The 24,251-nt window shown below is 69.2% G+C and carries 21 protein-coding genes; 8 read left to right on the forward strand and 13 right to left on the reverse strand.

The genetic code is table 11. The features are described 5' to 3' along the window. The first annotated feature begins 147 nt into the window (after positions 1–147). Positions 148–1,560 (forward strand): RICIN domain-containing protein, encoded by a 1,413-nt coding sequence (locus ACIBK4_RS49675; protein ID WP_399006666.1) that lies wholly within the window; start codon positions 148–150, stop codon positions 1,558–1,560. An 8-nt stretch (positions 1,561–1,568) separates the two neighbouring features. On the opposite strand, the gene ACIBK4_RS49680 is transcribed toward ACIBK4_RS49675, so the two are convergent. Both ACIBK4_RS49680 and ACIBK4_RS49685 read right to left on the reverse strand, forming a co-directional pair. After that, complete coding sequence (locus tag ACIBK4_RS49680; RefSeq protein WP_399006668.1) at positions 1,569–2,642, reverse strand: pectinesterase family protein; 1,074 nt, start codon at positions 2,640–2,642, stop codon at positions 1,569–1,571. A 39-nt stretch (positions 2,643–2,681) separates the two neighbouring features. Next, positions 2,682–4,361: a rhamnogalacturonan lyase B N-terminal domain-containing protein gene (locus ACIBK4_RS49685; protein WP_399006670.1), complete on the reverse strand. Its 1,680-nt coding sequence runs from the start codon at positions 4,359–4,361 to the stop codon at positions 2,682–2,684. 186 nt (positions 4,362–4,547) lie between these two features. Between ACIBK4_RS49685 and ACIBK4_RS49690 the strand changes: the two genes are divergently transcribed. Then, positions 4,548–5,591 carry a rhamnogalacturonan acetylesterase gene (locus ACIBK4_RS49690; RefSeq protein WP_399006672.1) on the forward strand — a complete coding sequence of 348 codons (1,044 nt, stop codon included), beginning with the start codon at positions 4,548–4,550 and terminating at the stop codon, positions 5,589–5,591. Positions 5,592–5,675: 84 nt separating this feature from the next. Next, positions 5,676–7,382 carry a DUF2264 domain-containing protein gene (locus tag ACIBK4_RS49695; protein ID WP_399006674.1) on the forward strand — a complete coding sequence of 569 codons (1,707 nt, stop codon included), beginning with the start codon at positions 5,676–5,678 and terminating at the stop codon, positions 7,380–7,382. On the opposite strand, the gene ACIBK4_RS49700 is transcribed toward ACIBK4_RS49695, so the two are convergent. After that, positions 7,327–8,901, reverse strand: a complete 1,575-nt coding sequence (locus ACIBK4_RS49700) for a hypothetical protein (RefSeq protein WP_399006676.1) — start codon at positions 8,899–8,901, stop codon at positions 7,327–7,329. The genes ACIBK4_RS49695 and ACIBK4_RS49700 overlap by 56 nt on opposite strands. Before the next feature lie 197 nt (positions 8,902–9,098). Here ACIBK4_RS49700 and ACIBK4_RS49705 point away from each other — a divergent pair, with 197 nt between their 5' ends. After that, entirely contained in the window at positions 9,099–9,521 is a 423-nt protein-coding gene (locus ACIBK4_RS49705; protein ID WP_399006726.1) for an NUDIX hydrolase, read from the forward strand. Here the strand turns inward: ACIBK4_RS49705 and ACIBK4_RS49710 are convergent. The 3 genes from ACIBK4_RS49710 to ACIBK4_RS49720 all read right to left on the reverse strand — a co-directional run bounded on the left by ACIBK4_RS49710 (position 9,508) and on the right by ACIBK4_RS49720 (position 12,366). Then, the gene (locus tag ACIBK4_RS49710; protein WP_399006678.1) at positions 9,508–10,233 is read right to left on the reverse strand and encodes a hypothetical protein; all 726 of its coding nucleotides are present in this window, start codon (positions 10,231–10,233) and stop codon (positions 9,508–9,510) included. The genes ACIBK4_RS49705 and ACIBK4_RS49710 overlap by 14 nt on opposite strands. A gap of 22 nt (positions 10,234–10,255) precedes the next feature. Continuing rightward, on the reverse strand, positions 10,256–11,683 hold the full coding sequence (locus ACIBK4_RS49715; protein WP_399006680.1) for a hypothetical protein: 1,428 nt from the start codon (positions 11,681–11,683) through the stop codon (positions 10,256–10,258). 101 nt (positions 11,684–11,784) lie between these two features. Continuing rightward, positions 11,785–12,366, reverse strand: coding sequence for a TetR-like C-terminal domain-containing protein (locus ACIBK4_RS49720; RefSeq protein WP_399006682.1), 582 nt, complete (start codon positions 12,364–12,366; stop codon positions 11,785–11,787). 123 nt (positions 12,367–12,489) lie between these two features. On the opposite strand from ACIBK4_RS49720, the gene ACIBK4_RS49725 reads away from it, so the two are divergent. The 3 genes from ACIBK4_RS49725 to ACIBK4_RS49735 all read left to right on the forward strand — a co-directional run bounded on the left by ACIBK4_RS49725 (position 12,490) and on the right by ACIBK4_RS49735 (position 15,574). Next, positions 12,490–13,767 (forward strand): YhgE/Pip domain-containing protein, encoded by a 1,278-nt coding sequence (locus tag ACIBK4_RS49725; protein WP_399006684.1) that lies wholly within the window; start codon positions 12,490–12,492, stop codon positions 13,765–13,767. A gap of 191 nt (positions 13,768–13,958) precedes the next feature. After that, positions 13,959–14,264: a hypothetical protein gene (locus tag ACIBK4_RS49730; RefSeq protein WP_399006686.1), complete on the forward strand. Its 306-nt coding sequence runs from the start codon at positions 13,959–13,961 to the stop codon at positions 14,262–14,264. Further along, complete coding sequence (locus ACIBK4_RS49735; RefSeq protein ID WP_399006688.1) at positions 14,261–15,574, forward strand: MFS transporter; 1,314 nt, start codon at positions 14,261–14,263, stop codon at positions 15,572–15,574. Before ACIBK4_RS49730 ends, ACIBK4_RS49735 begins: the two co-directional genes overlap by 4 nt. A gap of 81 nt (positions 15,575–15,655) precedes the next feature. On the opposite strand, the gene ACIBK4_RS49740 is transcribed toward ACIBK4_RS49735, so the two are convergent. The 3 genes from ACIBK4_RS49740 to ACIBK4_RS49750 form a co-directional block, all read right to left on the reverse strand. Further along, a complete protein-coding gene (locus tag ACIBK4_RS49740; RefSeq protein WP_399006690.1) occupies positions 15,656–16,180 on the reverse strand; it encodes a PASTA domain-containing protein in 525 nt (174 codons plus the stop codon). Beyond that, the gene (locus tag ACIBK4_RS49745; protein ID WP_399006692.1) at positions 16,177–16,746 is read right to left on the reverse strand and encodes a SigE family RNA polymerase sigma factor; all 570 of its coding nucleotides are present in this window, start codon (positions 16,744–16,746) and stop codon (positions 16,177–16,179) included. Before ACIBK4_RS49745 ends, ACIBK4_RS49740 begins: the two co-directional genes overlap by 4 nt. A 76-nt stretch (positions 16,747–16,822) precedes the next feature. After that, positions 16,823–17,488 (reverse strand): TetR/AcrR family transcriptional regulator, encoded by a 666-nt coding sequence (locus tag ACIBK4_RS49750; protein ID WP_399006694.1) that lies wholly within the window; start codon positions 17,486–17,488, stop codon positions 16,823–16,825. A gap of 160 nt (positions 17,489–17,648) precedes the next feature. Here ACIBK4_RS49750 and ACIBK4_RS49755 point away from each other — a divergent pair, with 160 nt between their 5' ends. After that, positions 17,649–18,356, forward strand: a complete 708-nt coding sequence (locus tag ACIBK4_RS49755; RefSeq protein WP_399006696.1) for an MBL fold metallo-hydrolase — start codon at positions 17,649–17,651, stop codon at positions 18,354–18,356. Here the strand turns inward: ACIBK4_RS49755 and ACIBK4_RS49760 are convergent, their stop codons facing one another. From ACIBK4_RS49760 to ACIBK4_RS49775, 4 genes are read right to left on the reverse strand one after another with little or no spacing between them, the layout of a single operon-like run. Then, a complete protein-coding gene (locus tag ACIBK4_RS49760) occupies positions 18,357–19,520 on the reverse strand; it encodes an MFS transporter (RefSeq protein ID WP_399006698.1) in 1,164 nt (387 codons plus the stop codon). Continuing rightward, on the reverse strand, positions 19,517–22,384 hold the full coding sequence (locus tag ACIBK4_RS49765; RefSeq protein ID WP_399006700.1) for a glycoside hydrolase family 2 TIM barrel-domain containing protein: 2,868 nt from the start codon (positions 22,382–22,384) through the stop codon (positions 19,517–19,519). Before ACIBK4_RS49765 ends, ACIBK4_RS49760 begins: the two co-directional genes overlap by 4 nt. A 27-nt stretch (positions 22,385–22,411) precedes the next feature. Continuing rightward, entirely contained in the window at positions 22,412–23,278 is an 867-nt protein-coding gene (locus ACIBK4_RS49770) for a carbohydrate ABC transporter permease (protein ID WP_399006702.1), read from the reverse strand. Continuing rightward, the gene (locus tag ACIBK4_RS49775; RefSeq protein ID WP_399006704.1) at positions 23,275–24,243 is read right to left on the reverse strand and encodes a carbohydrate ABC transporter permease; all 969 of its coding nucleotides are present in this window, start codon (positions 24,241–24,243) and stop codon (positions 23,275–23,277) included. Before ACIBK4_RS49775 ends, ACIBK4_RS49770 begins: the two co-directional genes overlap by 4 nt. Positions 24,244–24,251 lie beyond the last annotated feature (8 nt).

The raw sequence follows: 24,251 nt of genomic DNA on the forward strand, positions 1-24,251 counted from the left end.
CGCGACCCGTTGACCTTCCCGTAACACACCCTTACCTTTTCGGCGTTCGTGATTACAGATGACGTACGAAATCCCGAACCAATCCCTGAGTCGTACCTCGAACCCCCCACTGTTTCCCGCTCTCCCCCCACCTCCGAGAGGCGTCAGATGAGACGTGTGTACGCAATCCTCGTCGCCCTGTGCTGCGCGCTCGCCGCGGCCCTGGTGACCGCCGGACCGGCCCAGGCCGCCGCCCAGACCATCACCAACGGCGTTCAGTTCACGGACACTTCGGGCAACGCCGTGCACGCGCACGGCGGCGGGGTGATCAAGGTCGGCAGCTACTACTACTGGTTCGGCGAGGACCGCAACGCAGACAACACCTTCAAGTACGTGGACGCCTACCGCTCCACCGACCTGAAGAACTGGGAGTTCCGCAACCACGTCCTGACCCAGTCCAGCGCCTCCGAGCTGGGCACCGCCTACATCGAGCGGCCGAAGGTCATCTACAACGCGTCCACCGGCAAGTTCGTGATGTGGATGCACAAGGAGAACGGCGTCGACTACAGCGAGGCCAAGGCCGCCGTCGCCGTCTCCTCGACCGTGGACGGGAGTTACACCTACCAGGGCAGCTTCCAGCCGCTCGGCGACAACATGTCCCGGGACATCACGACGTTCGTCGACACCGACGGCACCGCCTACATGGTCTCCGCCGCCAACGAGAACTACGACCTGCACATCTACAAACTCACCGCCGACTACACCGCCATCGACAGCCTGGTCGCCAACCCGTGGGTCGGCGGACACCGCGAGGCACCCGCCCTCTTCAAGCGCAACGGCGTCTACTTCATGCTGACTTCGGCCGCCACCGGCTGGAGCGCCAACCAGCAGCAGTACGCCACCGCGACCAGCATCACCGGCCCGTGGACGGCGTTCACCAACGTCGGCGACTCGACCGCATACAACTCGCAGACCGCCTACGTCCTCCCGATCAGCGGGACTTCGGGCACCTCGTACCTCTACATGGGCGACCGCTGGGGCAACTCCTTCGGCGGTACCGTCAACGACTCCCGTTACGTCTGGCTGCCGTTGACCTTCCCGACCACCACCTCGATGTCCATGGCGTCCTGGTACCCGGAGGTGTCGATCGACACGGCGGCCGGCACGATCAGCGGCACCAGCGCGACGTACAACACGCTCATCGCCAGGAACAGCGCCAAGTGCGCGGACGTTGCCAACCAGTCGCTGTGGCAGGGCGTCGCGATCAGCCAGTACACCTGCAACAGCGGCACCAACCAGAAGTGGTGGTTCAAGGACCTCGGCACCGGCTACTACGAACTCATGGGCCGGGGCAGCTCGTTGTGCCTCCAGGAGAACGCGACGAACGTCACCCAGGAGAACTGCACCGGCGCCACCGCCCAGCAGTGGAGCCTGACCACGTCCGGCAGTTACGTCCTCGTCAAGGCCAGGACGAGCGGCGAGTGCCTGGACGTGTCGGGCGCGTCCACCGCCAACTCCGCCGCGATCATCACGTACACGTGCAGCGGGGCTACCAACCAGCAGTGGACGCGCGGTAGTTGAGCGCACGGTTACCGGACCGGGTTCCAACCGTCCGTGCCCGCCAGGTACTTCTGGGCCGTGTAGCTCGCGGCCTGGGAGTCGGTGAGCTGCGGGCGGTTGGAGTTCACCGTCGCGCCCGCGCCCGTGTTCTTGTACTCGAAGAAGCGGGCGTTCTTCCAGGAGTAGCCGCTCATGTCCGTCCAGGGACCGGCGATCTTCACGGCGGCGGGCAACGAGGTCTGCCGGACGACCAGTTGACCCACCGCGTCCGCCGACGGGTGCCAAGGGCGGCCCAGGTAGTACGTGTTGGCAGCGGCAGAACTGCTGATCGAGCTGCCGGTGACGAGGATGCCGTAGGTCTTCGCGGAGCTGGTGTTGGGCGCGGAGAGGAAGCCGTTGAGGCCGCCCGCCGCCGCGCCCGAGTTGCGCAGCTGGATGTTGACCCGGTCGTAAACGGCGGTGGCGTTGCCGAAGATGAAGTCGACGTCGCCGGAGACGAACGACGAGTAGAAGTACTGCCGGTACTGGCCGGTCGACGCCGGCGACCAGTTGAGGACGGTGTCCTGGCGGCTGATGAACCGGTCGTTGGTGAACGTCTGCCGGTCGCCCTGCGCGGTGATCGCGACGGCCTGCGTGTCCGTGATGTCGGGGTGCGCCGACTTGTCGAAGGTGTTCTGGACGGTGATCCCGGTGACGGTCAGCCCGGTCGCCGAGAACGTCGCGACCGAACTGCCCAGCGTCCCGTACTTGTTGCCACTGGCATCGGTGTAACCGGCGGCCCGGTCATAGGTGATGACGACGTCCTCGGCGTTGCCGGTGGCGCCCTGGATGGTCAACCCCGCTTTGCTCACAGGCACGTTGACGATCTCGGTGTACGTGCCCTTCGCGACGGAGATGGTGTCACCGGCGGCGGCCGCGTTCACGGCGGCCTGCACGGTGGTGAAGCGGCCCGAACCGTCCTTGGCGACGGTGATGACGGTGGCGGCCCGCGCCTGGGTCGCCAGCGACACCGCGACCAGCCCGAGGGCGGCCGCGGTACCGGTCGCCACGGCGGCGGCTCGACGCCGGGCGGGGGAGCGGCGGTGCGTGTTCGGCTCTGTCATGCCTTCAAGTCGCCGCGCCCCGCCCGGGAGTTGCCGCCTCTAGGCCAGCAGATCGATCGCGTCGATCGACGTGCCCGCGCTCAGGAACGACGTCGTCCCCGAGCCGCTCGCCACATAGATCTTCAGCGTGTTGTACGCACTGGCGTCAGTGAGCCAGGCCGACGCCGGAACGCTGTACGTGAACGTGTTGTTGTTGCCCCGGTACGAGCCCACGGTCAGCGACCGGGTGCTCGGCTGGGTCGGCGGCGAGGGGACGGCCGAGGTCCAGGTGTCGTTGACGACGACCTGCGGCCGGCCGTTCGCGTACGCCGTCGTCACCCCGATGCGCAGGGTGTGCGCGGCGGCCAACTGGGCGGCCGTCAGCTTGAAGTAGACGATGATGCCGCTGTTGACGTCCTTCCACAGATAGCAGGGGAACGCCGAGGTCTCGGTCCCGCTGCCGATGACGACGTTGCCGGTCCAGGACGCGGCCCGTACGTCCGAGGGGTGCGCGTACGTCATCAGGTCCGCGTTCTTGAACCCGCTCGGCGAACCGTCCCAGTTGCCGATGCGCCAGATCGCGCTCGCGTTGGACGGGTCGTTCGAGGACGGGATCGCGATGCTGTTCAGCGTCGTCGTGCCGCCCGCCGTGACCGCCACCGAGCCGGTGTAGACGGCGAGTTCACCCTTGAAGACGGTCAGCGTGTACGTCCCCGGCAGGACTCCGGCGATGGAGAAGTAGCCGTCCGAGGCCCGCGCCGAACCCCAGTACTGCGCGGCCGAGTTGGCGAGCCCGACCGTGTACGCGTACGCCGTGTCCCGCCCGGTGATGCCCACGCCCGCGACCCGGCCCCGCGAACTCGCCGCCGTATAACCGGAGATGCCGAGCGCGTCGGCCCACGAGGTCGTGAGGTTGGCGTGGTAGAGCGACGAGGAGGGCGCGCCGCCGTCCGTGAGCGCGATGACGTACGGGCCCTGGAGACCGAACCGCTGTGCCTCCGTCTGGTTCTCGCCGTAGTACAGGATCTCGTACAACCCGCCGCCGTCCGCGCTCTGGTGGCGCAGCAGGGAGCGGTAGAACGGGCCGCCGGACGCCTTTTCGTGGTTGCTGCGCACGACCCACAGGCCGACGCTGCCGGTGGTCCAGCCGATGTAGTCGTAGTCGATGACCCGCTTCTTGGAGTAGTGCTTGGAGCGGGTCTGGCCGTCGGACTTCTCGAAGACGTCGGCGGACTCGATGGTGGTCGGCGCGTAAGTGTAGGAATCCGGCTCGTCGTTGAGGAACATGCCGGCCTTGACGCGCACGATGTAGCGGGTCGCGCTGACCGAGGTGTCGGCCTTGTTGGTCCACAGGTAGACGTTGTTCTCGCCGCTGCGGGCCGCGTAGTAGTGCTTCAGCGTGCCGTGCGTGACGGAGATCAGGATCGTCGTACCGGACTGCGCGATCGTCACTGTGGACGCGCCGAGCCCGGACTCGACATGGGAGTTCATGCCGCCGTAGCCCTGGTACTCGGTGCCCTTGTAGAGCAGCGAGGTCAGGTCGCCGTTCGTCTTGCTGACCTTGAAGACCAGGCTGGCGCCGGTGTCGACGACGTAGTTCGAGCCGTCGTCGGTGTAGCCGAAGCTCGCGGCGGACGCGCTCTCGGCGAGCGGCCCGGCGAGCGCCGCCGAACCGGCCGTGGCCGCTGCGCCGAGGACGAAGGTGCGGCGGCGAACCGGTCTGTTCACAGAGCCGGACATGGGGGTGCCTCCTTCGGGAGGTGGGGGTGCGGGTGCTTGGAGGGTGGCAGTTGAATCGATTTCGCGAAAGGGCTTTCGCAGCCTTGGAGTTGGTGATGAAGCGAAATCTGACGCAGGTCTAGAAAGCGCTTGTCCATAGCGGTACGGTCCACCGCCAGGCCTTGTCGTCGGACGGAGGAGCCACGCATGAGACGTTTCAACATCGCCCTGCTGGCCGCACTGACCCTGAGCACCGCCCTGTCGACCGCACCCGCCCAGGCGCACGACCGCACACCCCCGCTCGGCCTCGCCAACTGCACCGCCACCGCCTGCCACTTCGACGTCCCGCCCGGCACCTACGACGTGACGGTCCGCCTCGGCGGAGAGTCGGCCGCGAGTACGGCCGTCACGGGCGAGACCCGGCGCTCCCTGCTCCCGGAGACGGCAACTGCCGCCGGTCGAACGGTGATCCGCAGCTTCACGGTCAACGTCCGTACGCCGGAGGGCGAACCGACCGGCCCCGACGGCACCCCCGGCCTCGACCTCACGCTCGGCGGCAGTGCCCCAGCCCTCGCGGACATCAGCGTCAAGCCCGCTCACCACGCCCGCCAGATCTTCCTGATCGGCGACTCGACGGTCTGCGACCAACCGGGCGACCCGTACTCGGGTTGGGGTCAACAGCTCCCGCAGTTCCTGCGGAAGGGCGTGTCCGTCGCCAACTACGCGGATTCCGGGGAGAGTACGGTCACCTACCTGGAGAATCCCTTGCTGTGGGGGACGGTTCAGCCGCTGATCCACCCCGGCGACCTCGTCCTCGTCCAGCTCGCCCACAACGACAAGACGACCGACGAGGCCACGTATCGCGCGAATTTGGAAACGCTCGTTGCGGGTATCCGTGACAGAGGAGGACGTCCGGTGCTCGTGACACCGATCGTCCGACGCTGGTTCAATGCCGACGGCACACTGAACAACGACATCGCGCTGCTGGTGAACGGGCTCGGCGTGGACCTGCCGGGTGTCATCCGCTCGGTCGCCGCGACCGAGGGGGTAACGCTGATCGACCTCACGGCGCAGACCAAGGCGCTGGTGGAATCGCTGGGAGTGGAAGGCTCCAAGGCCCTCTACCTCTACAACGAGAAGAAGGACAACACGCATACTTCCGCGCACGGGGCCACCGTGTACGCGGGCCTGGTCCGCGACGCACTCGTCGCCCGGCATCTGCTGCCGGAGGACCGGGTACGAGTGGGGTGAGACCCGAAAGACCCCTGGGGCGTTCCGACCGGAACCGGGGCGCCCCAGGTTCCACTCTCCCGCCGTGCGTGTGAAAGCGAGCCGATGCAACTCCCTGCCGACGACCGCGCGTTGAGCCCCCGCACCGGCTACACCCGGGCCCACTGGGAGACGGCCGCCGACGCCCTCCTCGCGGCGGTGGAGCCGTACGCGACCGAGGATCGTGCGCTCTACCACCTCCCCGGCAGCCACACCAGCTGGTCCGGCAGGCTCTCCGACGGCCTGGAGGGCTACGCCCGCACCCTGCTGCTGGCCGCCTTCCGCCGCGACGAGACGGCCCTGGAGCGCTACGCGGAGGGCCTGGCGGCAGGAGTCGCGGGCGTCTGGCCGAGCATCGAGGACCGCAGCCAGCCGTTGGTCGAGTCGGCCTCCATCGCCCTCGCCCTGCGCCTGACCCGCCCCCTCCTCTGGGACCGCCTCGACGAACCCGTACGGCAACGCGCGGCGGCCTGGCTCGCCGACGCCCTCACCGCCGAACCCTGGCCCTGCAACTGGGAGTTGTTCCCCGTCACCGTGGGCGGCTTCCTCCAGGAGATCGGCCACGAGCCCGACACGTCCCGCAAGGCCGTCGACCGGGGCCTGTCGCGCATCGAGGACTGGTATGTCGGCGACGGCTGGTACACCGACGGCGACGGCCGCAAGTTCGACTACTACAACGGCTGGGCGATGCACCTCTACCCGGTCCTGCACGCCTGGCTCGCCGACGACCCCCGACTCCTCGACCTCTACGGCGGCCGCCTGGAACGCCATCTCACCGACTACGCCCGCCTGTTCGGCGCCGACGGCGCGCCGATGCTCCAGGGCCGGTCGTTGACGTATCGCTTCGCGACGACGACTCCGCTGTGGCTGGGTGCGCTGACGGGTCGTACGCCGCTGGCGGCAGGGGAGACGCGACGACTGGCCTCCGGGGCGCTGAAGTACTTCCTCGACCGGGGCGCGGTGGACGACCGGGGGCTGCTGAGTCTGGGCTGGCACGGCTCCAACGAGGCGCTCCTGCAAGGCTATTCGGGCCCCGCGTCCCCGTACTGGGCCAGCAAGGGCTTCCTCGGCCTGCTCCTCCCGCCGGACCACGAGGTGTGGACGGCGGCGGAGGAACCGGGCCCGGCGGAACGCGAGGACGCGGTCACTGCGATCGCTCCCGCCAACTGGCTTCTCCAGTCGACCAGTTCGGACGGTCTGGTCCGCCTCCACAACCACGGCAGCGAGGACGTCCGCTACGACCCGTACTACACGCGTCTCGGCTACTCGACGGTTACGGCGCCCTCGTCGTCGTACGACAACAGTGTGATCGTCGGCGGAGATCCGGGCCGTACGGGGATCGTGCCGTTGGGGGTGGGGGAGGGGTGGGCTGCTTCGCGGCACACGGCTGCTGACGGCGCCCACGTGGTCAGCCTGGTGGTGGTCGAGGGGGCGGTGGAGGTGCGGGCCCATCTGGTGGTGGGCGCGAATGCGGGGACGCCCGTGCGGGTCACGGGGTGGCAGGCGGAGGAGTCGACGTCCGCCGAACTCGCCTCCCTGCACGGCCTGTTGGACGGCGAGGGTGTCGTCGGTGACGGGCCCACCCTGTTCGTCGCCCTGGTCCGGCTCACGGCGGAGCCGGACCCCCGTCCCCTCGCGGAACTGGTGTCCGTGGAGGTCGACGGGGATCACGGCATCTCCGTTCAGTGGACCGGCGGCAAGCGGGTGGGGTTCCGGTTCACGGAGTCAGCCGGGCGATCCGGAGAGTCGTCGTGGTCGGTGACGCCCCGTTGAGCGGGGTCGCGTAGGTCGGGGTCACCGGGGCGTAGGCCCAGGTCAGGGTGCCGTTCTTCAGGACCGCTATGTCGCCGCTGATCCGGGCGGTCACCACCTTGTCCGCGCCCTGGGCCTTGCCGTTCCAGTCGATGAGACGCAGGTGGGTGCCCGTGAAGGTGCCGGTGCAGGTGCCGGCGGCGCACTTGGCGCCCTTCAGGGACTCCCAGGAGACGAGGAGGCGGTCCTTGCCGTACGGGGCGACGTGCACGTTGACGTTCTCGGTGCCGGTCGCGCTGGTGAGGTAAATCGCCTTGCCGGGGCCGGAGTTGCGGTTCGCCATGAAGGCGACGGCGACCTGGTGCGTGCTCGTCTTGGGGGTGACGGTCCAGCCGCGTCCGCTGGAGTCGGCGGCGTTCTTCTTGGCCGAGGCGGCACCCCGGGAGGCGAAGGCGGTGGCGTAGCGGCCGGTCGCCGACTTCACCAGGTCACCGGTGCGGCCGGGGAAGGTACCACCGCAGTACCCTGCCCAGCACTGTTCGCGCTGCACGACCGGCGCGACGTCCGGGGCGCCGATCCCGGTGGAGACGAACAGGCCCGAGCGCCAGTCGTCGAAGCACAGCGAGGTGAAGGCGCCGGAGGTCTCCGCGTGCAGCGCGATGCCCTCGTTGTGGCTGCAGCCCCAGCTCCAACCACCGCTCAGCTTGGCGCCCTTGGCGCTGATGTACGCCAACTTGTCGCCGAAATGGCCGTCCGCGAAGCCGCCCGCGCCGTGCACGACGAAGTACGCGCCGTACTTGGTGCCGTTCCAGGTGAATTGGCCGTCGAGCCCGGGGGAGGTGTCGTTGGAGGCGGTGCCGGTGAGCTTGGTCAGGAAGGTCTGCTTGCCGTTGGTGTAGCGGACGATCGCGGCGGCCGTCTCCTTCCACTTGTTCGTGTCGGCGACTCGGGTGAGCAGCGCGAAGCCGTCGTTGTGCGAGACGAGACCGCCGACTTCCTTGGCGCCCTTGACGATTGTGTCGGCGCCCGAGCGCAGTCCGGCGGCGTTGAGCGGGGTCACGTGCACGCCGTCGGCGGCGGGCCAGGCCACGCGCAGGGTGCCGTCGGGGGCAACGGCCGTGGTCGTACGCGTCCACTGCCGGGTGTTGTTGTAACCGGCCGTCAAATAAGGGAACTTGGCGGCGAGCGCCACCGTGGTGCTGGTCGGGGTGAGTGTGCCGGTCGCGGCCTTGGCGGCCGTCGAGGTCTTCGCGGCGGCCTTCGGGGACGTCTTCGCGGAGGCGGTCGGAGAGGTGGCCGTCGTAGCCGACGGAGTGCCGTTCGCGGCGGCCTTCGCGCCGGCGCCGGTGGATGCGGACGCGGCGGCGGTCGTGGACGTCCCGGCGGCCGAGTCGCCGCTCCCGGAGCCGTTCGTCGCCGCGGTCGCGTACCAGGCACCGCCGAGCAGGGCCGCGACGGCGAGCGAGCCCGCGAGCGGCTTACGGGCGATACGGCGCGGGGAGCGGCGACGGTGCGTCGTGGTGCGTCTTGCGTTGGTCATGTCCCCAAGTCGCCGCCCGGGCGGGGGAGGTTGCCGTCGCACCGCGCGAAATATTTCGGTGGGGGGAAGGATTCGGAGGCGTCCGGAGGTGAGACCGGCTCCACAGCCGGAGTAGGCCGATCCTGGTACGTTGGAGGCTTTCCTGGGTATCACACCCTTTGGACTCATCACCGGCGAGGGACCGAGGAACCATGGCCATGGACCCCGGCGACAAGCGACTGGCGGCGGCCGTCGTCATGGACGACGACGGGCGTGTGCTTCTGGTGCGCCGCAGCGCGACCGAGCGGTTTCTGCCGCGTGTGTGGGGTGTGCCGTGCGGGAAACTGGAGCCGGACGAGCGGTCCGAGGACGGGGCGCTGCGGGAGCTGAAGGAAGAGACCGGGCTTCGCGGTGAGATCGTCCGCAGGATCGGTGAGTCGTCCTTCGTGAGCGAGTACCGGGGCCGCGAGATCAAGAACTGGCAGGACAACTTCCTGGTCAGGCCGCTGTCCCTGGAGATCACCCTCCCCGAGCCCGACCAGGCCTATCTGTGGCTCCCGCCGTCCGACATCACGAGCGCCGGCATCGACATCGACGCGTACAACCTGGACGTCGTACGACAGGCCCTCACGAGCTTCTGAGCGACTCCGCCAGACCGTTCAACGCCCCCAGATACTCCCGCACTTCGAGCGGTACCTTCGCCACCGCTCCCGGATGCGGGCCCGCCGCCGTGAACACATCGGTGTGGCGCCGCCGTTCGGCACCCGTCTCCAGGAACAGGGTCACGGTCGGTCCGTCCGTGTCGCACCAGGCCCGGTGCAGGGTGTGCGCGGGCAGGGCGTAGGCGCTGCCCGCCGCGTACTGGCCCGTGTGGGTCAGCCGCAGCCGCGCCGGTCCCGTCGGCCGCAGGCGCCAGTCGGAGCTGCGGTCGGCCAGTGACTCCTCGTACCGGTCCGCCGTGATGCCGCCGTCGCCACGCGCCTCGTACAACTCCATGGCGAGCCGGCCCCGGACCACGTAAGAGGCAAGCGGGGAACGGTGGTTGTGGATGTCGTCCGCGCCGACCGCCGTCGCGCCCGGGTGCCAGAAGTGGGCGCGCAGCATGTGACGGGGACCGCCGTCGATCAGCAACAGCTTGTCGAAGCCCAGGACATGACGGTACGACAGCTCGGCGCAGGCCTCCGGATCGCCCTCGCCGGAGGCGAGTTCGGCGATCAGCTCCAACAGGCGGTCGGGGGAGCCCAGTTCGGCGACGACCGTACGGGCGGCGGTCACCGTCTCGTGGTCGGACAGGTCGCCGTCCAGCGCCTCGGTCAGCAGCCGCCGCGCCGCCAGGATCTGCCGACCACCCATGCACTCACTCCCCGACTCGGGCTCACACCGGCCTCGTTCGAGGATCCGGCTGATACATCCATACGGCATGTGCGCGCAGCGCCGAAAGGCCTTGATAGGTCATCCAGATCGGCTGGCGCAGTTCCTCCGTCGTCGTGAACGCCGACCCGTCCCGGCTCCAGGACCAGATGCCGTCGGTCTGCGCCGCCCACACCGCGGCCGCCGCGCCGTTCAGCCGCTCGCGCCACGCGTCCTCGATGCCGTCCTCGCGCGCGATCTCCTGGGCGCCCGGGGTCAGCAGCGCGCGCACGATCCAACTCGCGGTGAAATGGCGGACGTTGAGCACCTCGTGGTGCGAGGAGTCGTCCGGGTGGCGTCGGCGCACCTCCTCCCGCAGGTTCGCCAGGTCGGCGCAGCTGTCGTGCGCGGTCGCCGGGCAGGCCAGCAGCCAGCGCACCCCGTCCTCGCGCGCCGAACGCTCCACGGGCCCCTCGCCCAGCACCCGGGCCGCCCGGTCCAGGGCGACCACGGCCTGTGCGGTATGCAGCGCGGAGGGCTGGGCGGGGTGCCCGACCCAGGGCAGCGGGGAGAGCCGGTGGCTCCAGCAACGGCGGTGCTGGCGCTGCGGATCGGAGAGCGCGCCGTCGATCAGGGCGCCGCGCAGCACGGGCAGCGTCGGCGCGTCCGGTGCCGCGCGCAGCAGCCCCCGCATCACCGTGGTGACGACATGGGTCAACGCCCGCCCCGTACCGTCGAGTTCACGGGTGAAGCCCGCCTCGCAGCGCGCCACCTCGTCCGCCAGCCGCTCCCGCGAGGCCCCCGCCCGGGCCAGGGCGCCCAACACCATCGCGGTGACCTCCGGACGGGCCACCGACCCCTGCGAACGGGCCGACCAGCCGCCGCCCTGCAGCCGTAGCCGCCACAGGGTGTCGACGAGATCGGCGGTGTGCAGGCGTCCGTCCGGTACGCCGAGGTCCAGCACGATGTGCAGGCCGTACGCCGTGGCCAGCGAGGTCGGGCGGGCCGGGCCGTCCAACTCCCGGAGGGAGTGCGGCCATCCGACGAGCCGGCCGCGCACCGGGTCGTCCACCACGGCGACCTGGGCGGCGAGCGTGTCGTAGGCCGAAGTGAACACCTGCGGCAGCGGGCCGGGAGCGTTCGACGAGAGGGGAGCGGGCGCGGTGAGCTGCGCGGGTCCGGCCGTGCGGGCGCGGAGCAGGGCCGCCGCCAGCCAGGTCATCCCGACCGTGGCGACCCCGCTCAGCCCGGAGATCAGATACTTGGCCGGTTCTCCGTCGATCGAGTCGGGCAGCACGCCGAACAGGAACTGGAACACCGCGTATCCGGCGGCCACACACCCGAACCGGCCGAGCCAGCTCACGAAGCGGGTCGGAGTGCTCCCGCCGGGAGCCGCCGGACCGGGCGCCCCCGGCGCTCTCAAGGGACCGCGTCCCAGCTGCTGTTGAGACAAGGCGCGCTCCCTTCCCCCTGGGTGGCACGTGACGTTCGCGAAGTTTCCAGTCTAAGTGGTCAGCGATACACCTGGGGCGCGGACCGGAACCGCCGTCTCCGTCACCCCACTTCAGCCTCGCGCGGCCAGTGCGTCAGCGCCACATGCAGCGCGTCCACCGCACGCTCCCACGACCGCTCCACATCCCTCGGCGCACCGAACCCACCGCTCGACTCCAGCGCGCAGAAACCGTGGAACGTACTCCTCAACAGCCGTACGGCGTCGGTGAGATCGGGTTCCTCCAGGCCGTACGCGCGCAGCATGCCGTAGGTGATCTCGGCGGTGCGGCGCAGCGCGGGGGAGCCGGCGAGCAGGGACTGGTCGATGCGGATCTGGGTCGCCGCGTACCGGCCCGGGTGCTCCAGGGCGTACGCCCGGTACGCGTCCGCGAACGCGCCCAGCGCGGCCCGGCCCGTGCGGCCGGCGACCGCGACGGCGATCCGGTCGACCATCTCACCGCCCGCGAGGAACGCGACCCGGGTGCGCAGGTCCTGGAGGTTCCGGACGTGCGAGTACAGGCTCGCGTCCTTCACGCCGAAGCCGCGGGCCAGCGCGGACAGGCTGACGTTCTCGAAGCCGACCTCGTCGGCGAGATCGGCGGCGGCCGCCACGACCCGGTCGGCGGTGAGTCCCGCACGCGCCACGGCCCACCACCTCTCCTCTGACCTGCGACGACCGGAACCCCTAGGACAATAGCCAATAACAAGAGGGGCACTCGGCGTGTTTCACCACGGCCGACACCGGACTCCGGCAGCAGACTTCCCACCATGGACGACGACTCCGGCACCCCCGCCCCCACCGGCCTCCGCGCCACCGCACTCCTCGGCCGCCCCAAACTGTGGCTCATCCCCACCGTGCTCACCGGCCTGCTCGCATTCCTGCTGTCCCTCCTCTACATGGGCGGCATCGTCAACCCCAACCGCGAACTCCACGACCTCCCCATCGCCCTCGTCAACAGCGACACCGGCAAACCGCTCACCGGCCAGCAGCAGAACCTGGGCACCCAGATCGCCCACGCCATCGTGACCAACTCCAGCAGCCGCGCGGCCGGTTGGCGCCAACTGAGCAGGGCCGAGGCCCAGAACGAACTGGACGCCGGCAAGGTCTACGGCGCCCTGGTCATCCCCGCCGACTTCACGAACTCCGTCGCCGCGCTCACGACCACGAACGCCACCGCCCGCCCGACCATCACCGTGCTGACCAACCCCGGCAAGGGCAGCCTCGGCTCCTCCCTCGCCAGCAAGATCTCCACCACGGCGGCCCAGCAGGCCTCGCTCACCATCGGCAAGCAGCTCGGCGCGGCGGCCACGAAGGCGGACGCCACGCAGAAACTGTTTCTCGCGGACCCGGTGCGGATCGCCACCCAGGTCGGCCACCCCATCGGCGGCAACAGCGGCATCGGCCTGACCGCGTTCTACTACACCCTGCTGCTGGTCCTGGCCGGTTTCATGGGCGGCAATGTCATCAGCAACGGCGTCGACACCGCCCTCGGTTACGCGGACAACGAGATCGGCCCCTGGCACACCCGCCGCCCCACCGTCCCGATCAACCGCACCCAGACGCTGCTCCTGAAGATGGCCATGACGGCCGGAATCACCCTCCTCAGCGTCTCCCTGATCATGCTCGCCAGCGTCAGCATCCTCGGTATGGACGCGACCCACATCCCGCTCCTGTGGATCTACTCCTACTGCGCGGCCCTCGCCGTCGGCCTCGGCGTCCAGGCCATCAACGCCGCGTTCGGCGGGATCGGCCAGCTCATCTCCATGTTCGTGTTCATCGTCCTGGGCCTGCCGTCCTCCGGCGCGACCGTTCCCCTCCAGGCCGTCCCCGGCTTCTACCGCTTCCTCTCCCACTTCGAGCCCATGCGCCAACTCAGCGACGGCGTAAGGGCGATCCTCTACTTCGACGCCCGCGGCGACGCGGGCCTCACGCGCGCGTGGACGATGATCGTGATCGGCGCGGCGATCGGTCTGCTCTTCGGTTTCGCGATGGTCCGGTACTACGACAGGAAGGGCCACAAGCGCCTGACGCCGCAGCCGGCCTGAGTCGATCAACGGGTGCGGGAAGTCTGTGAGTTGACTCTCAGGCTTTGACCGCCGCCACCGCCTCCCGCCTCTCACCGCAGGTGACCGGCTAGCATCTGCGTCATCTCGCCGGTCTCGGTCTGGTCCGCGATGCCGAGGGCGGGACGGACCGGCGGGAGCGGCGGTCGGCGGCGCAGGTGCTGACCGGTGAGATGTTCGCGCGCAACGCTGAACTGCCCCTGCGCCGGCTCATGGACACGGCACCCGGACCGGAACCGGAGTGGATCAGGCTCGCCCGGGCGAACAACACGCGGATCGTGGTGACGGCGGGTGAACTCGCCGCGCTGAACGACGCGTTGGAGGAACTGATGGCGCCGTACGTCGTCCGCGAACCGGACTGCCGACCGCCCAAGGGCAGGGAAGTCCGCCTGCTGATGTACACGCTGCCGGAGTGCCCCGGGAGCGCGGACGTCGCGACGGGCACGGGCACGGGCACAGACACGGGCATACCGGAGTGAAGGGTCGATGGATCACTCGGCACTCTCCGCGTCCCGAACTCTCCGCGCCCGCACGGGACTCGCTGTGGCGGGACCGGCGCTTCGTACGGTTCTGGTGCGGCCAATCCGTCTCGCAGTTCGGCGACCGGATCTCCGAACTGGCCTTGCCCCTCATGGCGGTTGGCGCGCTGCACGCCTCCGCGAACCAGGTCGCCCTGCTGACCGCCCTGGTCTGGACGCCGAATCTCCTGGGCCTGTTCCTGGGCGCCTGGGTGGACCACCGCCCCGCCAAACGGCGGCTCATGCTGCTCGCGGACGTGTTCCGGGCCGCCGTCCTGCTGTCGCTCCCGATCGCCTACGCCCTCGACACGGTGACGCTCGGCCAGCTGTACACGGTGGCCCTGCTGACCGGCACGGCGGCGGTCGTCTTCAACACGGCGTACTCGTCCTTCTTCGCCCACCTCGTACCGCCCGAGTCGTACATCGAGGCGAACAGCAAGCTCAGCGCGAGCAGATCGGTGTCCTTCATCGCCGGCCCGGCGGTCGGCGGCGGCCTGGTCCAGGCGCTGACGGCACCGGTCGCGGTGATCGCGGACGCGCTGTCGTTCGTGGCGTCGGCAATTCTGGTCGGACGTATACGAATTGACGAACCATCAGTTCCTACGACCTCATCCGGCCCCTCGCTGTTACGACGCGCCCGAGAGGGCCTGACCTTCGTGATCCACGAGCCCGTCATGCGCGCGGGCCTCCTCTGCGCCACGACCCTCAACTTCTTCACGTTCCTGTCGAGCGCCGGCCTGCTCGTCCTGTTCGCCGACCGGGTCCTCCACCTGTCGCCCGGCGCCATCGGGTTGGCGTTCGGGATGGGTGCGACCGGCGCTCTCCTGAGCGCGGTGGTGTCTCCCGCGATCGCCCGCCGGATCGGCGTCGGCCGCAGCATCGTCGCCGGGGCCGTGCTCTTCCCGGCCCCCTACGCCCTCATCGCGGCGGCAACCGGCCCTGTCTGGACCCGCCTTGGGGTTCTCGGCGCGGCCCAGTTCCTCTCCGCCTTCGGTGTCATGCTTCTCGACGTCAACCTCAACTCCCTCCAGACGTCGGTGGTCCCGGACGGCCTCCGCAGCCGCGTGGCGGGCGCGTACAGCACGGTCAATTACGGGGTACGTCCACTGGGGGCGCTGATCGGGGGCGAGTTGGCGACGCTGGCGGGCCTGAGGGCGACGCTGATTGTCGCGGCGGTCGGGGGTGCGATGGCGGTGCTGTGGTTGCTGGCTTCGCCGATACCGGGGATACGGGAGTTGGCGCGGACGCCGGTGGAATCAGGGCAGGAGTGATCGAGGTTCCGGGATGGATCGAGAAGAACCCGAGTTGGAGAGATGGTGGGCCGCTTTGACGACCGGTCCGGTCGGCCTCGGTCAGTTCGACGGGCTTGCGCAGAGCTTCAGTTCGATCGTGTCCCCCGTCTCCACGACCTTCGGGGCGTGGGGAGTCACCTCGACCACCGAATCCGGCTCGCAGCCCGGGCTGTTCACCCTCGTCACCGCGCCGAGCTTGACGCCGGCCTTGAGGAACTGGCCCTTGGCGGTGGCGAGGTCCATGCCTGTGAGGTCGATCGCCACGGGGCCCTCCTTGCTGTAGGACAGCAGCAGGATGGCCTTCTTGTAGCCCGAACCGGGGGCGGTGGCCGTGGTGTCGGGTTTCGCCGGCTCCGTGTGCGAGGTGCCGCCGGTCATGGAGGCCAGGGCCGTGCCGCCGCCCGCCACGATCAGGGCGGTGGCGACACCGGCGATGAGTGTGGCCCGCCTGCGTCGGGTGCGGTGGACCATGCCGGTCGTGTCGAAGGCCGGAGTGGGGGTGGAGTGCGCGAAGTCGTTCATGGCGTTGATCAGTTCCTCTTCGAAAGGTGTGCGGCCGGAGGACCGCGGGTCGTACGAACTCATCGCTTGCCTTCCGTGAGCCGCTGCGCCGAAGGGGTGGGGAGTGCCGGAAACTGGCTTCTCAACCGGTCGATTCCTCGGGCCAGTTGGGAACGGACGGTGCTCTGCGAGATCTTCAGGTCGGCCGCTATCTCGGCGTCGGACAGATCGTGGAAGTACCGCAGCACCACCACCGTCCGCATCCGCATGGGCAGTTGCTGAAGAGCGCGCACCAACTGGTCCCGGCTGTCGATCCGTCCGTACTCGTCACCCGGCGCGGCCGGCTCGCCGTCCACCGGGTGCTGAGCCGTACGGCGGAATCTTCGCCAGCGGTCGTTGGCGAGGTTGACCATGATCCGCCGTACGTACGCGTCCGGGGCGTCCTTGGTGCTGATGGTGCGCCACTTGCGGCAGGTCCGTTCCAGGGTCTCCTGGACCAGATCCTCCGCCGCGTCGCGGCTGCCCGTGAGGACGAGTGCGCCCCGGAACAGCGCGGCCGACCGGGCGGCGACGAATCCATGAAAGTCACCTTCCGTGGTTCCAACTCCGTTGTGCCCGGCGTCCGTTGCCCACTTGGCTGCCAGATCCACACGCCCCTCCCTTCCTGTCACCCCTCCTCGACGGGGAAACAGGCGGATCTGCTGCACGGCTCTGCTGAGACCTGGGTCACAACTCCCCGAGGCGAGTGATGATCTCGTCCTCCAGCGGACCGGGTGGCGGCCACGGGAATCGGGGAATCTGGGCGCGGAGCAGAATGAGGCCGTGCAGGGCCGCCCAAAGAGAGGTCGCCGTGGAGAGGGCGTCCTTCGCACGGGACGAGCCGTCCCGCATCGCGTCGGCGACGTCGCGCAGCAGTATCGAGAATGCCTCGGCGGGCGCGAGCTGCGTCGCGACGGTCTCGCCGACAATGGGCGCGAGTTGGCGTACCGCCTGGTCGACGCGTTCTTCCGTGGTGCTGCTGCCCCTGGGGCGCGGCCGGGAGAACAGCAGGGCGTAGAGCTCGGGCCGCTCGGCACCGAAGACGAGATAGGCGCGGCAGTCGGCCAGAAGTCGTTCGCGCGCGCTTTCCGCCCCCTCCCGGGCGGCCTCAAGACGACGCACCAGCAGTGAGCGGGTCTCCGTGACCACGGCCTCCACGATCTGGTCGGGCGTGTCGAAGTGCGCGTAGATCGACGGCGGCGCGATGCCGACCTTGCGGGCGATCGCCCGCAAGGTCACCGCGCTGTCCGATCCGGTCTCGATCAGCAGCTCGCGGGCTGCGGTCACGATCTCGTCGCGGAGTTGTCCTCCCTGACCTCGGGGATTGCGTCGCCGTGCTGCCGGTGGAGCCATGGCGATGACTTTACAGCCGTAAGTTCCCATGCTCTACTTACGGCCGTAAGGTTACAGGCGTAACGCGAAAGAGGATGGTCATGGACGTTTCCGTTCGTATATCCACAGCCGACGGCCGCACGAACGTCGGTGTCGGCGCCGAGGCATCGCGGTGCGCGGCATGAGCGCCACGACCGTCACCCCGCTTTCCATGGGCAACAGCAACGCCTACCTCCTGCGGGGCGAACAGGCGGTCCTCGTGGACGCGGGCGGACCGGAGGACGGCGACCGCATGCGCGACGCGCTCTCCGCGCGGGGCCTTCAGCTCCGCGACATCGCCCTGGTCCTGCTGACCCACGGCCACAACGACCACGGCGGCACAGCGGCGTCGTTCGCGGACGCCGGCGTTCCGATCGCGGTCGGCCTGGGCGACGAAGGGCTCCTGCGGACCGGACGCATCGGCGCACTCTCGATCAGTCATCCGGCCGGCGCGCTGCTCAAGCCCATGGTCCTCCGCGCCAAGGCCCGGCCGGTCGAGGCCGACATCCTGGTGGAGGACAAGTTCGACCTGAGTCCCTACGGCGTCGACGCGCACGCCGAGCGGTTCGGCGGCCACACCCCCGGCTCGCTCGTCGTCCGCGTCGGCGACGACACACTCGTCGGCGACCTGGTCCGCGGTGGCGTGCTGCGCCCCCGGAGCCCGAAGCGCCATTTCTTCACCGAGGACGCCGCCGGAGTGCGCAGGGCGCTCACGACCGAACTCGACCGCCGTCCGCAACGCCTGCTCCCCGGCCACGGCGGCCCCCTCGACGCGGACGAGACCCGACGACGCCTCGACAAGGTCGCTCCGGTACCCAGCGGGTCGGCGGCAACCGGGCCGAGCGCGTGATCAGCCTCGGGTCAGTCTGATGAGGTGAACGGTCGCCAGCAGTGACGCGCCCGACAACAGGGTCAACAGCCAGGGCACCGCGTGGATCCCGGAAGCTTCGATCCCGACGCCGATCAGCGGCGGAGCCGCCACCCCGCCGACATTCGAGGCCGCGATCACCCACGCCCCGGCGCGTCTGGCCTGGGGGAGCGCCGAGTTGAGCCACGAAAGGCCCGTCGGGAAAACCGGCGCGATGAACAGGCCGACACCGGCGTACGCCACCGGTGCCACTCCTTCGACCAGCGTCAGCAGCAGGCACACCGTCATCCCGGCCGCGCACACCGCGAGGATGCGCTCGGGGGCGTAGCGCATCGTGATCGGTACGACGAGGAAGCGGCCCGCCGTCATCATCAGCCAGTAGACCGAGGTCGCGGAGGCGGCCACGGTGGCGGTGTAACCGACCGTCTCCAGGTGTGTTGGCTCCCAGCCGCCGACGCCCGCCTCCACGGCCACGTTGAGGATGTAGAGGACGAGGAAGCCGACGAGGACACGGGACAGCCCAAGGGGCCCGGTCTTCGCCGTTGCTGGTGGAGCGTCAGATACGTGTGTAAGTACGCCGGTTGAGCCCGCGAACACCAGTACCGCCGCCAGCACCGCGCACGCGCCGAACGCGTACGGGTAGTCGTCCGGGCCGAGCCACGCGATGACCGCCGGGCCGAGCACCGCGCCGATGCCGAAGTGCGCGTTGAGCACGTTCAGCATGGCGGTGGAACGGTCGCCGAAGCCGACGGCGAAGAGCTGGTTGAGGCCGTAGTCGACCCCGCCGAAGCCGAGGCCGCCGAGGAACGCGGCGGCGAGTGCGAGGGGCCAGTTCGGGGCCAGCGCGAAACCCGTGCCGCCGGCCGCCATCAGGCCGTAACCCCACGCCAGCAGTGCCCTGTTGCTGATCCGGGAGTGGATCGCGTTGAAGGCGAGGACACCGGCGACCCCGCCCGTGAAGTGCAGGCTCAGGCCGAGGCCGGCGCCGGACGGGGAGAGTCCGAACTCGTGGCGCAGGCCCGGGACCGCCGGGCCGTAGAGGGCCTGGAGCATGCCGATGAGGATGAAGCCGACGCAGGACGCGACCGCGGCCGACCGGGCGAAGAGCCGGTCGGCCGCAGGCGATGTGGTGACTGTGTCACTCAACTGGTCTCCGGGTTTTCCGTGAACACGAAGGAGAACTCGGTGGGTTGGGCGTTCAGGAAGTACTGCGGGAGCGGGCCCGGGCCGCAGGACTGCGAGCCGATGCCGTGCTGTCCGTGGTCGAGGTTCACCCAGACAGTGTCGCCGGGGACCAGATCGGTGCGGTGAGTGGCCGCGTCCAGTTCTTCCGTCGTCCAGCGGCGGGCCGTGAACCAGAACTCCGGGTCGCCGTCGATGCGCAGCCCGCCGATCTCCGCCCAACGGACGTCCGCGCGGGCGCCGTTCTCCTGCGGGCGGAGGTAAGGGGTCTGGAGGTCGTCGACCGTGGATTCCCAACGGCCCAGCAGCGAGGCCGACTTGGTGTCGGGGTATCCCTCACCGGGACCGCCACCGAACCACCGTACCCGGTCGGCGCTCGCGTCGATGCCGAAGCGGATACCCAACCTGGGTAGCGGGAAGGTCCAGTTGCCCTCGGGTCCCACGGACACCGTCAGCCGCAGCCGCGAACCGTCCGAGGTCCAGCGGTACACCGTGGCGAGCCCGATCTCCCAGGCGGCGGGGGCCACCCGGGTGCGGACGGTCAGCGCGTCCTCGCCCAACTCCACGCCGTCCAGGCGGTGTCGCATGCGGTGCAGGCCGAACTTGCGCCAGAGCAGGCCGAATCGGGTGTCCGTCTGCCAGGACGCGCCGTCGTCGTTGTCGGTGGGCGCCCGCCATACGTCGAGACGGAGTCCGGTGACGTCGACCGCGCCGATGGACTTCAATGCGCCGGTGCGGGCGTCGAAGGTAGCCGGGCCGAGGGTGATCAGCCGCTCCCCGAGCACGGGTCCGGAGACCGCCGAAACGGACGGCAACGGACGTGCCGTGACCGGGAATTGGCCCCAGCCGACGACATGCCCGGCGGGACCCCATGCGGTGTCGGCCGCGAGCAACGCCCGTACGGTCCACTGGGATTCGGCGCCGTCGGACCCCGTGGGCGGTGCGGGGAGCTTCACGTCGGCGGACTCGCCGGGGGCGAGTGACGGTACGGCGAGGGTGCCCGACTCGACTGTCTCGCCGTCCACTTGGTAGGACCAGGTGAAGGACAGGGCGGAGAGGTCGGCGAAGTCGTACGTGTTGGTGACGCGTACGGTGCCGTCCGCGCCGTCGCCCGTGATCCGGACCGGCTCGATGACCTTCTTGTACTCGATCAGGCCGGGGGAGGGCGTGCGGTCCGGGAAGATCAGGCCGTCGCAGACGAAGTTCCCGTCGTGCAGCTCCTCGCCGAAGTCACCGCCGTACGCGAAGCCGAAGCGTTCGTCCTTGATGCCGTGGTCGATCCACTCCCAGACGAAACCGCCCTGGAGCCGGTCGTACGACTCGAAGAGACGCTGGTAGTCGGCCAGTCCGCCCGGGCCGTTGCCCATGGCGTGGGCGTACTCGCAGAGGATGAAGGGGAGTTGGCGGCGCTTGTGGGTGCCGCCGTCCAGGCCCCGGCCGATGTGCTCGACCTCGGCGTGGTCGGCGTACATCCGTGAATAGACGTCCGTGTCACGGCAGTTGATGTCGCCCTCGTAGTGCACGAGGCGGGAGTCGTCGCGGGCGTGGATCCACTCGGACATGGCTGTCAGGCCGCGCCCGGTGCCGGCCTCGTTGCCCAGGGACCAGATGACGATCGACGGGTGGTTCTTGTCGCGCTCCACCATGCGGGCCGCGCGGTCCAGGAGGGCCGGGGTCCAGCGGTCGTCGTCAACGGGGTTGTCGCGCCAGGCCTGTTCGGTGAAACCGTGGGTCTCCAGGTCGCATTCGTCGATGACCCAGAGGCCGTACTCGTCGCACAGGTCCAGGAAGTCGGGGTGCGGCGGGTAGTGCGAGGTGCGGACGGCGTTGATGTTGTGCCGCTTCATTAGCAGCACGTCCTCGCGCATGGTGTCCAGGTCGAGGGCTCGGCCCTTCTCCGGGTGCCATTCGTGGCGGTTGACGCCCTTGAAGAGGATCGCCTTGCCGTTGACCTTGATCAGGCCGTCGGAGAGTTCGACGGTCCGGAAGCCGATGCGGAGGGGGACGCGTTCGCCTTCGGTGGTGAGCAACCCCTCGTACAGGGAAGGGAGTTCGGCCGTCCACGGCTGCACCGGCACGGTGACCGATTCGCCCGTCGCGACATCGATGTCCAGGGCGGGCACGGTGACGCGGCCGTCGACGTCGGAGTCGACGCGGAGGGTGCCCGCGCCGCCGAGGTGGTCGTAGGAGGCGTGCACGAAGAAGTCGAGGGCGCTGCCCGGCGGGCGGTGCAGCAGGGTGACGTCACGGAAGATGCCGGGCAGCCACCACTGGTCCTGGTCCTCCAGGTAGGAGCCCGCCGACCACTGGTGGACGCGGACGGCGAGGACGTTGCCGGTGGACTTGAGCAGATGCCCGACCGCGAACTCGTGCGGCAGCCTCGACCCCTTGAACTCGCCGATGTCCGTGCCGTTCAGCCAGACGCGGGCGCAGGACTCGACCCCGTCGAAGCGCAGCACGGCCCCGCCGTCCGAGGGCCACTCGGACGGCAGGTCGAACGTGCGGAGGTGGTCGCCGGTCGGGTTCTCGGTCGGGACGCGGGGCGGGTCGACCGGGAAGGGGTAGAGGTGGTTGGTGTAGATGGGGGAGCCGTGCCCTTGCAGGACCCAGTGGCCGGGGACCGTGACCTCGGCCCAGTCCCCGGCGTCGTAGCCCTCCTCGGCGAACGAGTCGTCCTCGGCGTCGGCCGTCGCCGACACACGGAGACGCCAACTGCCTTTCAGTGACAGTGACTTGGCGTCCGAGGACGCGTAACGGGCGCGGGGTGGGAGGGCTCCGCTGCCCGGGGAGACGTCTTCGAGGTAGTCGGCGGCGGTGCTGGAAGTCATCGGTCTCCAGGTCGTGAGATGCGGGTGTCAGCCCTTGATGCCGGTCTGGGCGATCCCCTGGACCAGCCAGCGCTGGAGGAAGAGGAACACGAAGATCAGGGGCAGGATGGAAATCGCGGTGGCCATGAAGATGAGGTGGAAGTTGACGGTCTGGTTCGTCATGAACGACGACAGCGCGATCTGGACCGTCCAGGAGTCCGGGTCCTGGCCGATGACCAGCGGCCAGAGGAACGCGTTCCAGCCGCTGATGAAGGTGATCGTGGCGATCGCCGCGAAGAAGTTCAGCGAGTTGGGCACGACGATCCGCCAGTACGCGCCCCAGTAACCGAGCCCGTCCACGCGCGCCGCCTCCTCCAACTCCTTGGGGAACCCCAGGAAGTACTGCCGGAAGAGGAAGCAGGTGAAACCACTGAAGAGGCCCGGGATGATGAGGCCCCGGTAGGTGTCGACCCAGCCGAGCGACGAGACGAGCACGAAACTCGGCACGAAGGTCACGGCTGTGGGGACCATCAGGGTCGCCAGGACGGCGTAGAAGACCTTGTTGGAGTGCTTGTACGGGATGCGGGCCAGGCCGTAGCCGGCCAGCGAGCAGACCAGGAGCGTGCCTACGGTCATCAGGACGGCGACGACCGTGGAGTTCCACAGGGCGCGGCCGAACTGGGCGGTCTGGTCGTCGAAGAGTTCGGAGATGTTGCCCCACTGGAAGGAGGGGAGCAGTTTCCAGTTCTCGCCGGTGATCTCCGGGTCCGTGGAGAGGGCGTTGCGGAGGATCAGGTAGAAGGGGATCAGGAAGAGCAGGGCGGCGACGCTGACGGCCAGGTACAGGCCGGTGTTGCCGAGGACGCTGCCGCGCTTCTTCCGCTTCTTGCCCAACTGGGGTGCGGTGGTGGTCACTTGGCCTCCTCCCCCCTTCCGAAGCCCATGATCTTGCCCTGGGCGAGGGTGACGATGCAGATCAGCAGGGACAGGATGACCGCGCCCGCGCTGCCGGCGCCGTAGTCCTGGCTGGTGCCGAGGGCCGCCTTGTACAGCTCCATCAGCGGGGTCTGGGCCCAAGTCGCCTTGGTCGTGATGAGGTTGAAGAACTCGTCGAACGCCTGGTACGCGGCGATGAGCAGCAGCAGGATCACCGCCGTTGACGTGGCCCGGAGTTGGGGCAGGGTGATGTACCAGAACGTCTGCCAGCCCCGTTTGGCGCCGTCGATCTCGGCTGCCTCGTACAACTCGGCCGGGATGTTCTGCAGCGCCGCCAGGAACAGGATCATGTAGAAGCCGGCCTGGATCCACAGGCGCAGGCTCACGATGACCACCCAGTACCAGGGAGGGCTCGGGTTGGACAGATAGGCGATGTTGTCGACGCCGAACCAGCCGAGGACGGTGTTCGCCAGGCCGAAGCGGACACCGGTGAAGATGGACATCTTCCAGATGAGCGCGGCGGCGACGTACGAGACGGCGGTCGGCAGGAAGAACACCGACCGGAAGAACGCCCGCATGAACCGGAGTCGGTTCACCAGCAGCGCCAGACCCAGCGACAGCGCCCATGTGGTCGGCACGATGAACGCGGCGAAGACCGTGAACGTCAGCAGCGAATCAGGGAAGTTGCTGTTGGTCAGGATCTGCCGGTAGTTGTCGAAGCCGACGAAGTTGCTCGGCGTGACGGTGTAGCGGGCGTCGAAGAAGCTGAGCCAGATGCTCCATCCGATGGGGACGAAGACGAAGATCACCAGGCCGATGAGGAACGGGCCGGTGAAGAGCCAGAAGTTCAGGGTGGCGTTGGACCGCAGACCCCGCCGCGGCCGGGCCTGGGAGGCCTTGGCCGGGGCGGGTTGGGCGACCCCGCGCGTGGTGGTGGTCGACATGTCCTGTT

This window comes from Streptomyces sp. NPDC050528, assembly GCF_044457795.1.
GTDB lineage: Bacteria > Actinomycetota > Actinomycetes > Streptomycetales > Streptomycetaceae > Streptomyces.